11 protein-coding genes are annotated in these 10,162 nt (G+C 41.3%); 3 read left to right on the forward strand and 8 right to left on the reverse strand.

Annotated elements, in window-relative coordinates:
* Nucleotides 1-138: 138 nt before the first annotated feature.
* Both A7Q09_RS11475 and A7Q09_RS11480 read left to right on the forward strand, forming a co-directional pair.
* Nucleotides 139-312: a transposase gene (locus A7Q09_RS11475; protein WP_394346625.1), complete on the forward strand. Its 174-nt coding sequence runs from the start codon at nucleotides 139-141 to the stop codon at nucleotides 310-312.
* 53 nt (nucleotides 313-365) lie between these two features.
* Nucleotides 366-545 carry a transposase gene (locus A7Q09_RS11480; protein WP_208526699.1) on the forward strand — a complete coding sequence of 60 codons (180 nt, stop codon included), beginning with the start codon at nucleotides 366-368 and terminating at the stop codon, nucleotides 543-545.
* Between the two features lie 87 nt (nucleotides 546-632).
* Here the strand turns inward: A7Q09_RS11480 and A7Q09_RS06740 are convergent, their stop codons facing one another.
* The 6 genes from A7Q09_RS06740 to pgi all read right to left on the reverse strand — a co-directional run bounded on the left by A7Q09_RS06740 (nucleotide 633) and on the right by pgi (nucleotide 4,789).
* Nucleotides 633-1,532 carry a Kdo hydroxylase family protein gene (locus tag A7Q09_RS06740; RefSeq protein WP_134390549.1) on the reverse strand — a complete coding sequence of 300 codons (900 nt, stop codon included), beginning with the start codon at nucleotides 1,530-1,532 and terminating at the stop codon, nucleotides 633-635.
* Nucleotides 1,533-1,555: 23 nt separating this feature from the next.
* Entirely contained in the window at nucleotides 1,556-1,759 is a 204-nt protein-coding gene (locus A7Q09_RS06745) for a hypothetical protein (protein ID WP_012463350.1), read from the reverse strand.
* A 31-nt stretch (nucleotides 1,760-1,790) separates the two neighbouring features.
* Nucleotides 1,791-2,054, reverse strand: a complete 264-nt coding sequence (gene rpmB / locus A7Q09_RS06750; RefSeq protein WP_134390551.1) for a 50S ribosomal protein L28 — start codon at nucleotides 2,052-2,054, stop codon at nucleotides 1,791-1,793.
* 11 nt (nucleotides 2,055-2,065) lie between these two features.
* Complete coding sequence (rpsR, locus tag A7Q09_RS06755; protein ID WP_134390553.1) at nucleotides 2,066-2,317, reverse strand: 30S ribosomal protein S18; 252 nt, start codon at nucleotides 2,315-2,317, stop codon at nucleotides 2,066-2,068.
* Between the two features lie 22 nt (nucleotides 2,318-2,339).
* Nucleotides 2,340-3,023 (reverse strand): TraR/DksA C4-type zinc finger protein, encoded by a 684-nt coding sequence (locus tag A7Q09_RS06760; protein ID WP_134390555.1) that lies wholly within the window; start codon nucleotides 3,021-3,023, stop codon nucleotides 2,340-2,342.
* Between the two features lie 122 nt (nucleotides 3,024-3,145).
* Nucleotides 3,146-4,789 (reverse strand): glucose-6-phosphate isomerase, encoded by a 1,644-nt coding sequence (gene pgi / locus A7Q09_RS06765; RefSeq protein ID WP_134390557.1) that lies wholly within the window; start codon nucleotides 4,787-4,789, stop codon nucleotides 3,146-3,148.
* A 550-nt stretch (nucleotides 4,790-5,339) separates the two neighbouring features.
* Here pgi and treY point away from each other — a divergent pair.
* Nucleotides 5,340-8,168 (forward strand): malto-oligosyltrehalose synthase, encoded by a 2,829-nt coding sequence (gene treY / locus A7Q09_RS06770; protein WP_244228584.1) that lies wholly within the window; start codon nucleotides 5,340-5,342, stop codon nucleotides 8,166-8,168.
* Nucleotides 8,169-9,245: 1,077 nt separating this feature from the next.
* On the opposite strand, the gene A7Q09_RS06780 is transcribed toward treY, so the two are convergent.
* Both A7Q09_RS06780 and A7Q09_RS06785 read right to left on the reverse strand, forming a co-directional pair.
* Nucleotides 9,246-9,509, reverse strand: coding sequence for a hypothetical protein (locus tag A7Q09_RS06780; RefSeq protein ID WP_134390563.1), 264 nt, complete (start codon nucleotides 9,507-9,509; stop codon nucleotides 9,246-9,248).
* Nucleotides 9,510-9,851: 342 nt separating this feature from the next.
* Nucleotides 9,852-10,061 carry a hypothetical protein gene (locus A7Q09_RS06785; protein ID WP_134390565.1) on the reverse strand — a complete coding sequence of 70 codons (210 nt, stop codon included), beginning with the start codon at nucleotides 10,059-10,061 and terminating at the stop codon, nucleotides 9,852-9,854.
* Nucleotides 10,062-10,162 lie beyond the last annotated feature (101 nt).

The raw sequence follows: 10,162 nt of genomic DNA on the forward strand, positions 1-10,162 counted from the left end.
TATAGCTTGCAGATAGAGTTTGCTATGCCGATTATTCTGTCCAGGGTGCAGCTTCCATCCCTCCCCATGGGACTTGTATCCCCAGCCCGGATATTGACTCAGGCTAGCATGGGTTATATTTACTCGGTTCCCATAACCATGCAAACTCTACGTAATCTATATCATTGCGTTTATAATTTGACCTACCGTTTGGTTCTGGTTACGAAATATCGCCGCAGGTGTATGACCGGCCACATGCTAGACCGACTGGCTGTTATTCTTCCGGGGTACGGCGGCAAAATGGGAGTGCGAGGTGCTGGAATTCAACGGTGAGGCGGATCATGTGAATCTGCGCGCTGACTCCCAAGGTATTACCGTCAGCCTCCGTGAATACTCTCAAGACGCTTACCAGTCGCTTGCTGCGCAAGGAGTTTGCGGATCACCTAAAACGGTATTACTTGAGTAAACCCGTATTCTGGAGCCGAAGTGACTGCATCCTGACCGTTGGGGTGTGCGACTGTCCGTGCTCAAGCAATACATCGGAGCAGCAGGAAAGACCAGAGTGATCGCCCCTTGGACGACCCGCACCGCTTCACCACCCCTGAACCGCTGCGCAGTTACAGGCGAAGCACTACGGCGCGTCTTGGGCAGGTTTAAACTGATACTAACTTTTTGTTGAGCGCAGCTTCCAAAAGTTTGAGTGGGGATTTCTCAGGATGTTTCAAAGCTTCTATTTTAATATGAAATGTTTGTTCTAGCAGAAACTGTCCTTTATCTACAGCATGTAGCACTTGATCTGTAAAAACAATCCAAGTACTTCCTGCTGGGAAATCGAAGGCTACTTGAGGAGAATTTTTTTGATATTGCAAATCGAGTTTGCCTTTATCATGAAGCTCGAGCATGAAATGGTCGTATAGACTTCTATAACCTTTAGTTATTCCAAGAACATAAAGAAGAAAGCGTTTGCCAGGGGTAGGGGATTCTAGTTGAGGAAGAAGGTGTTTGAGATATTGCGGAAAAGGCTCTCCAATTCTCCAGCTTCTTGGTTTACCGCTAGGGTTTATATTAGAAAAAACTCTCAATATCCTTTCTCCTCCAGTGGGGCTAGATGGGAAGGCATCCACATGAAGCCTCGTGTCATCTTTTCTTGGTGAAGTTGGGCGACCAGAAATTTCTACGGGCCGAAAACTTGTACGGGCTATTCTTAAGGAAGAGCCATAAAAAGGAAAAAGCAGATGAAGAAATTCCTTTGTCTTTTGGGCATATCGTTTGAGCATCCCACTGAGCAACTTAAGATCCTCTGTCTTTCCTTCAGCACCTTTTAGACTAGCATTTCTTGGATCATAGCTAATATTTTTTGCTCCACTAACCCAAGAAGGCTCAAGAAATTTCGTTTCTTCGGGTAAAAGAGAAAAATTGAGCCTGGGGAAAAAGAGAACAGAGCCATTTTCAAGGGATTCTATTGCCTTCTCCTGTATCTCTTTTGAAAACTCCGCATCCCAACGGTCTGCTTCAAATTGTATGACAGGATGATCCAAAGAAGAAATATCCATAAAACGCACTTAGTAGGTTATCTTTATCTTTTTTTCTTTAAAATTGGAAGCCCCGTCCGTTCGCTTTCCGTGACAACGTATCCATTAGGTAAGGCATCAAGAGCCCCATCTCCAATTTGGGTAGAAAAATAGTAAAGAGTAACCTTATGCCCGTTTCTGAGAACCTGTTCCCTTGAATGAAGGTAATAGGTTTTGCCTGATTTTTTGCTCACAACTTGGTATGCCATAAAAGCACCTTTTTTTAAGTTTTGTTGAAAATTAAATCAATCCATTTTCCTTTAAGAGAGGATAAACCCCTCTTTTCATCATAGTTTTTAACCCTTTTGCAGAGACCCGTATTTTAACCTTCCTTCCCAACTCTGGAATGAAAATATTTTTTTTTCTTAAATTAGGAAGGAACAACCGAGGCGTATTCCCCGTGGTATGTAAGCCTATGCCTCCCTTCTTTTTAGCTTTCCCTTTTCTGATGATTCTCCTACCTTTAGCAGGTCGAATACCATGAATTGGACAAATTCTAGACATAGAAATTCTCCTTATTTCATCAACAAAACGTTTCGAGCCCTTTTTATCTCCCTAGTTAATCGCCTATGAAGTTTTGCAGGCAGCCCTGTAATTCTTCTAGGAAGAATTCTTCCATTTTCGGTTACATACCTTTTAAGCAGCTCAACATTTCTAAAATCTATAGCTTCTGCATCGATGTCCACTCTTTTTTTAACAACTTTGGGAGTTGTTAAAGCTCTCTTTTTCCTTTTTTTTTCCTTTAAATTGCCACTGTTTCTACCCATAGGTATTCCACCTCTGTTTTATTTAATCATTTTTTTCTTTTTTTTCTTCTTCTTCCTCTCCATGTTCCTCTTCTAAGAGCTCCTCAGTATCTGCAAATTGAGGTACAGATTCCCATCTTTTTCTAAGCTGATACATCTTTTCTTTTTCAAATTGACGTTGGCAGTCGATATCAAACCGGGCATAAGGAATAGCTTGAAGGCGGATGATAGGAATTGGTTTGCCACACATTTGGCAAATTCCATAAGAATTTTCTTCTATTCTCTTTAGACTTTCGTCAATTTCAAAAAGAGAATCATTTTCTTGAGAAAGTAAGCTAAAGGCAAAATCTCGGTCATATACGTCGGTACCAGCATCTGCCTGGTGGACGCCAAAACCAGTAGATTCTCCACCTTCGGGCTTCGATCTCAAAACCTCCGAAGAAACCCCTTCCATTTGCTCAAGGATTTGTTCTCTCAAGTCCAAAAGTCGTTCTTTTTGAAGCTGCAAAAATGCTTTTCTTTCCTCTTGAGATAAATCAGTAATTTTAAGATTAGGGTTAATATTCTCTTCTTTGTTAAAGGAGTTATTTACTTCATTAGTTACTTTGTTGAAATTCTCAAAGTTTGACATAGCATTAGACTGTAACGTATTTTCTTTTTGCTTCGCTTCCTTTTCATTTGTGGCATGTTCGCTCTTATCTTCTGTTTTTTTCTTTTTCTTTCTCATTATTTTATGGGTATATCTATTTCAAGTAGATGTTTTTTTACCATTAAAGATTAATTTCTTTTTTTTCTTCGGCAACTGATAAATAGCTTCTTTCGATTATTTTTTAGAAAATTCCCATCTTTCTATTTGGATTCTTTCAGATAAAATTCAATCAGTCCTTTTGTCGATGCGTCATGCTCATAGAGTAAAGAACCAGTGGTTAGCTCTTCTTCAACCCTTGTAGCAAGCTGTTTGCCTAGTTCCACTCCCCATTGATCAAAGGAATTAATATCCCAGAGCAATCCTTCAACAAAAATCTTGTGTTCATAAAAAGCGATCAAGCTACCAAGAGTCCTTGGAGTTATTTTTTGGATAAGGAAGGAGTTTGAGGGCCGATTCCCCGGAAAAGTTCTATGAGGAAGCAGTTTTTCGATGGCTTCAGGATTCATCTTCGCTTTTTGCATTTCTTCTTTAGCTTCTTGCTCTGTTTTACCTTTCATTAAGGCTTCCGTTTGAGCAAAAAAATTTGAAAGAAGAATAAGATGATGATTCCCAATGGGATTATGCGTTTGGATGGGAGCAATGAAATCTGAAGGAATGAGATGCGTGCCCTGATGGAGAAGCTGGAAAAAAGAATGTTGTCCATTGGTACAAGTATTTCCCCACAAAATAGGCCCTGTGGTATAGGTCACAACGGTTCCATTTCGTCGAATTCGTTTCCCGTTGCTTTCCATATCTAATTGTTGGAGATAAGCTGGAAAAAGTTCTAAGTACTGATCATAGGGAAAAATACCATAAGTTTGAGCTCCAAAAAAATTGCCATACCAAAATCCAAGAAGCCCCATGATCACCGGGATATTTTTTTCTAAGGGGCTATTTCGAAAATGCTCATCCACAAGATAAGCCCCATAAAGCAGTTCTTCAAACTGATCCATGCCTATATAAAGAACGATAGATAATCCAATGGCAGACCACAGGGAATATCTCCCACCTACCCAGTCCCAAAATTCGAACATGTTTTCTGGGTTAATACCGAAATCCTTCACCGCTTTTTCATTGGTTGATATAGCTACGACATGCTTTTCAATTGCTTTTGGATCACCAAAATAATCTATGAGCTGTTTTCTTACCGTTTGTGCATTCGTTAGGGTTTCTTTAGTAGTGAATGTTTTTGAGGAGATGATAAAAAGTGTCGAGTCTAGTTCAATTGCTTTTAGTACTTCGGCAATATCTGTTCCATCCACATTTGATACGAAATGAACATTAAGCTCTTTATGACCATAAGCTTTTAAAGCATGGGTGACCATTCGAGGTCCTAGATCCGATCCGCCGATACCTATATTGACGATATCTTTTATTGGTTTTCCGCTATATCCCTTCCATCGTTTGGATCTGACTGCTTCTGCAAAATTTTTCATTTTTTCTAGAACCCTTTTGACATCGACCATAACATCTTTTCCCTCTACATAAATTGGCCGTTCAGATCTATTCCTTAAAGCGATATGAAGCACTGGCCTATTTTCAGTAAAATTAATTCTCTCCCCAGAAAACATCTTTTCTATATATCCAGGCAGATCGACTTCAGTGACGGCTTGCAAAAGCAGAGAAAGAGTTTCTTCAGTAATTCTATTTTTTGAATAATCGAAAAGGAAATCTCCCCAACAAATCGAAAATTTCTCAAATCTTTGAGGATCGGAATGAAAAAGATCCCGCATGTGGAGTGGAGAAATTTTTTGATAATGTTCACTTAATGCTTGCCATAGCCTCGGGGAAAGTGAGTTATTCATAAGTAGTTCCTTTAAAAGTTTGTTGAATGGATAGAATGATCGTTTATCCCTATAAAGTTTGTAGACAGAAAAGAGTTAATTACTTCTACTTCCTTAAAACACTGCTTTTATTTCTATAAAACTAAAAAATAAAAATGAAGTTTCTTTTTAGAAAGCTATTCTTTCTGTCTTCTGCTTTAGGCTTATAGCTCAAGTCAATAATGCCACTCCTTGAGCTATCTCATTGGGAGGGGGGCCACAGATGCTCATGGAATTTCTCTCTTTTTCTTTTTGTAATCCTCTCTTTGTAGTTTCAAAAAAACTGTTGGCGAGGCACCTCTTTTGTTAAGCCTTAATGATCTGCTCTTAGAAGTGAGGAGTTTTGAAAGCCTTTCTTTCAGCACAGACAGTAGGCTACTAAAAGCTAACTTGCAGGGAGTTGTGTTTTAGCTAAATCTTTCTAAAAACTCTAAAGGAAATTCTTTCTCTCACCCTTCATTGAAATTGCTTTTCTCATTAGAAAACAAAAGATAGATTATGCTGAATTTCTTTATCCTAATGAATGATTATTATGAGAATTCCATTATCCTCTTATCGAGTTCAATTGAATAAGTCATTTAATTTCGAAAAACTGGCAAAGATCATCGATTATCTTTCGCAATTGGGGATATCAGATATATATGCTTCTCCCATTACTAAGGCTAAGCCAGGCAGTTCTCATGGCTATGATGTAGTGGATTATACAAAGATTAATCCAGATTTAGGGGATTTTCTTGTCTATGAAAATATAGTTTTAAAGTTGAAAGAGAAGGGAATGGGATGGATTCAAGATTTTGTTCCGAACCACATGGCCTACAGCAAGGAAAACACCATGCTTATGGATGTATTCGAGCATGGACCTTATTCTCGGTACTATGAATTTTTTGATATCGAATGGAACCATCCTTATGAATCTTTGAAGGGAAGAGTCCTTGCTCCCTTTCTTGGCCCACATTATGGTGAAGCTTTGTCCAAAGGAGAAATAAAACTGGTCTTTGATTTGGGTTCTTTTTATGTTCGCTATTATGATATTCAATTTCCTCTGAAAATAGAGAGCTATGCGACCATTCTGACTTCCGTCCTAAATACGATTCGAAAGCGGGTAGATACAAAAGATCCAGATTACCTCAAACTCCTCGGCGTCGTTTATACCCTTAAGAATATTGGAGCTTCCGAGTCTAGACAAGAACGTATCGAACAGGTTTCTTTCATCAAATATATATTGAATGAACTTTACACGAAAAATGCGCTGATCAGAGTGTGCGTGGATAGAACCATTGAGCTATTCAATTCGGAAGATAAGACAGAGCCAGAGCATTTTCTTCTCATGGACAAGTTGCTTACGGAACAATATTTTCGCTTTTCCCATTGGAGAGTGGCTTCGGAGGAAATTAACTACAGAAGGTTTTTTACCATTAACGATCTTATTTCTGTTCGTATGGAACGGGAAGAAGTTTTTGAAGAAGCCCATTGTCTTATCTACCGATTGATAGAAGAAGGCAAAATTACTGGACTTCGTATCGATCACATTGATGGCTTGCTCGATCCTGAAAAATATTTAAGCGCTTTGCGTAGAAGAATTCCAGGGATTTTTACCATTGTTGAAAAGATCCTGCGTCCGTTAAAAGAAACACTGCCTATTGGTTGGCAGACTGAAGGAACCACAGGGTATGATTTTTTAGCTCTTCTTACTCAGCTTTTCTGCAACCTAGAAAATGGTCCTATTATGGATCGAATTTATCGAAGGTACACTGGGATAGATCAAGAATATGAAGAACTTTTAAGAGAAAAGAAAAGATTCGTTATTGGAAGAAGGCTTGCTGGCGACCTTGACCGAATTGCTTTGATCCTGCATTCTCTTTGTTCTCGTCTCTGGTTTGGCCCAGATGTCACTATCTATGGGATACGGAGAGCGCTTGTTGAGGTCCTTTCCTGTTTTCCTGTTTATAGAACGTATATCTCCAACGGTCAAATGAGTAAACAAGATAGAATGTTTTTGGAAGAAGCTGTCAATATTGCCAAAGAAACCCTTCCAGAACTTTCAGTGGAATTGGATTTTATCCTCAAATTTTTTCTTCGAGAAATAGAACATTCTTTTTCCGAGGAGGAAGAACAAGAAAGAGAAAATTTTATCAAACGCTTCCAGCAACTAAGTTGCCCACTTATGGCAAAAGGACTCGAAGATTGTCTTTTTTATGTCTACAATAGGTTACTTTCTCTTAACGAAGTTGGCAATGATCCATCCATCCTAGGGATTGCTTCAGAAACGTTTCATTCCTTTCTAAAAGAAAGAGCGCTGTGGTGGCCTTTTACTTTCAATGCCACTTCAACGCATGATACAAAAAGAGGGGAAGACGCTAGGGCTAGGATAAATGTACTTTCAGAAATTCCACAAGAATGGGAGAAGGTGCTATATCAATGGACAGAAATCAATGAACCGGAAAAGTCCAAAGTGGGAAACATTATGGTTCCGGATTATAATGCGGAATATTTCATATATCAGTCTCTTATTGGACATTTGCCTTTTGACCTCTCGGAAATAGATTCTTTTTTGGACCGATTTAAAAAGTATTTCATAAAGGCAAGTAGGGAAGCAAAAAGCTTTTCTGGATGGCAAAATCCAAATACTGCTTATGAAGAAAAATGTTGCCAATTTATTGAGAATCTTTTAAATCCGAAGAATTCAAAGTTTTGGGAATCCTTTCTTCCCTTTCAAAAGAAAATTGCCCATTTTGGAATCATTAATTCTCTTTCACAGTTGCTCTTAAAAATTGCTTCTCCTGGAATCCCTGATTTTTATCAGGGCTGCGAGCTGTGGGATTTTTCATTTGTTGATCCAGACAATCGCAGACCTATTGATTTCGATTGGCGAAAAAAAATTCTGAGGGAATTTATAGAGGTAAGAGATGAAAAGGCTTTAGTGGAAGAACTTGTAAAAAACAGTTCAGATGGTCGCATAAAGTTTTGGATCACCTATAAGGGCTTGCAGGCTAGAAAGAAATTCCCTGAAGTTTTCGGTTCTAAATCCTACATTCCATTGACCTTTCAAGGGTCGAAAGCAAGGAATGCTTTTGCTTTTCTTAGGCAACAAGCTGACCACTGGATTATAGCTATAGTGCCAAGGTTTTGCACTGAGCTTTGCAAAGAAGGTGAGTTCCCTGTTGGATCTGCAATTTGGCATGATACTATCGTGACATTGCCTGAAGAGGCGCCTTTGGAATGGTCTTCTCTGCTGGTAGATGGAGAAAAAAGAAAATGGGATCGGAAAGTCAATGTTGGCGAAGCATTAGAGGTACTCCCTGTGGGTTTATGGTGTGGACAGGCTACAAAAAGAGAGCAAACAGAATTGAATGTTCACTAGACTTTGAACAAAAAATGACTAACCCAGTTAATCTATCTAGAGGAAGCTGAGCAATAAGAAAGCAGGAGATCTTCTAGATAGCTATCTAGCATTAGATTTGATTTGGAAAGGAAAGATGCTAATTTCCTTTGAATAGACACCACTGGAATATCATTGTCAAAGATCTGGTTTTTAAACACCCTATAGCCGTGCCGATACCTGCATGTGTCCGAAGCTAGATTAGCCGACTTGAGGGCAACGCGAGCCGTCACGCCTCACCAAAGCCCTTTCCGAAATCGATAGTAGCCCCAACAGCAACCGAACTAAGCACATGAGTTGGTAAAAGATTCAGAGATGAACCATAACGGCATGGAACACACCGACCGATTCCTGCGGTGCAGCTTCTTTGAGTATACAAAAGCTCTGTTATCCCATGTTTGGTGAAACTTTTGTATGGTGCTGATTATCGATGAGCTTTTTTTCAAAGTGTCACTATGAGAGGGTTTTAGGAGCTATTTTTGGGTTTCCAAGGCTCCATGAAGCCAACTCGGAGGGCGGAAAGGATCCGGCCGCCCATGTTGGTTTCCCGCCGTGACTCCGCGGTGTTTAGTGCCAGCGATGTCTGCTTCGGGCGTCTTTGGACGGTGCGTAGGTGAGTCAGGGCCTCTTTGGGGGAAAAGGAGAGCTTGGCTGCCTTAAGTTTTTTCTCCAATAGCCGGTCAAGCAAGAAGGCCAAGGCGGCGACAAAGACATGGGCCTGGCCTTCAAGAAGCTTTTGCTGTTCCAAAGGCTTTTTCGCCAGAACTAGAACCGACCGGAACGGAGGCTCCNNCTGGATGACGAAGCTCTTGCGTTTTCTACCCGCTTAGCGAGCTTCTGAGAGCTTTTTCCCGAATCTTAGCTACAGCTGCCTCTCGCATCGCTTGCTCGTAGGCCAGCCGCTAGAGCACTCTCGACTACAAAGATTCTCTGCCTCGGGAAGTCCTCCCGGAACCTCGGGCTTGCCTCGGTCTTTACTTTCCGAAAGAGACGGGCTGCCAGGAGAAGAGCTTGTGCTCGGGCCGAAGGTACTCTAGGACCTCCGGGCTCCTCCGCTGCCTAAAGTCCCACCAAAAACCCATGGCCTTGGCTCCAAAGAAAGCCCAGGTTGGCCCTACTGACCATCCCCCCGGTCCCCGAGCAAAGACCACCCGGCGCAAGCCCAAAGCGCTTCTCTCTAAATCCTCCACTACCGTCTGGACCGTTTCCAAATCCTGCAGACTCCTCCGGACCCTCTCCTTCGAAGTAGGAAGAGCTCAAATCGTAGAAGACCATCTTGGGCTTCAAGGAAAAAAGATCTTTAGGCTCAAGCAAAAAGGCCATCTTCAATCTCCCCCTTCCTTTGAATCAAGCTCATCCAGCGTCCGATACCAGGGCCAAAGGAAGCGGTGGCCCACCTGTACCCGACCGTTTTGCTTCCACACCGGCTTTAGTCCGCTCCCCCCTCGCCGATCCGGGACATAGTCAGTCTCTAACCACTGGGAAGAGGGCATGTTCGCTTCCCGGGCAAATCAACCGATGGGCTACAAGAACAAAAGCTCTCCTTGCCTAGGGAAAGAGCTTGCCCCTCTAGAGCAGCTCCCCCAAAAAGCTAAAGGAAACCCCAACTCCTCCCACAAAGTCCTGGCTAATAGTGTTGGGCCCCAAACCGCCGCCAATTCTGGCTTAGAGCTCTCCGTCGTCTTTGCGCGCGGCTCCCCCGTTAAAAGCTCCACAAGCCTGTCCACATGAAGAGCCAAAAGCTCCTTGCGCTAGAAGATTCGCTATCGACCGGATCTCTAGATTTTCCCTCGATCGTAGTAGCTCTCCACCAGTCGAACGTACTGGTCCACTTTCCCGCTTGAGCCGCCGGATTAGAACGATACGCAGAAACATAAAGAGACATTATCCTACAACGTTGATCTATTTAGTTACTTTAAAAGATTTATTCATAATAATTATTCATAATGTATAACTATGTTTCGGCAAAAATGGCT

Origin of the sequence: Methylacidiphilum sp. Yel, assembly GCF_004421185.1 — a bacterium.
Taxonomy (GTDB): domain Bacteria; phylum Verrucomicrobiota; class Verrucomicrobiia; order Methylacidiphilales; family Methylacidiphilaceae; genus Methylacidiphilum.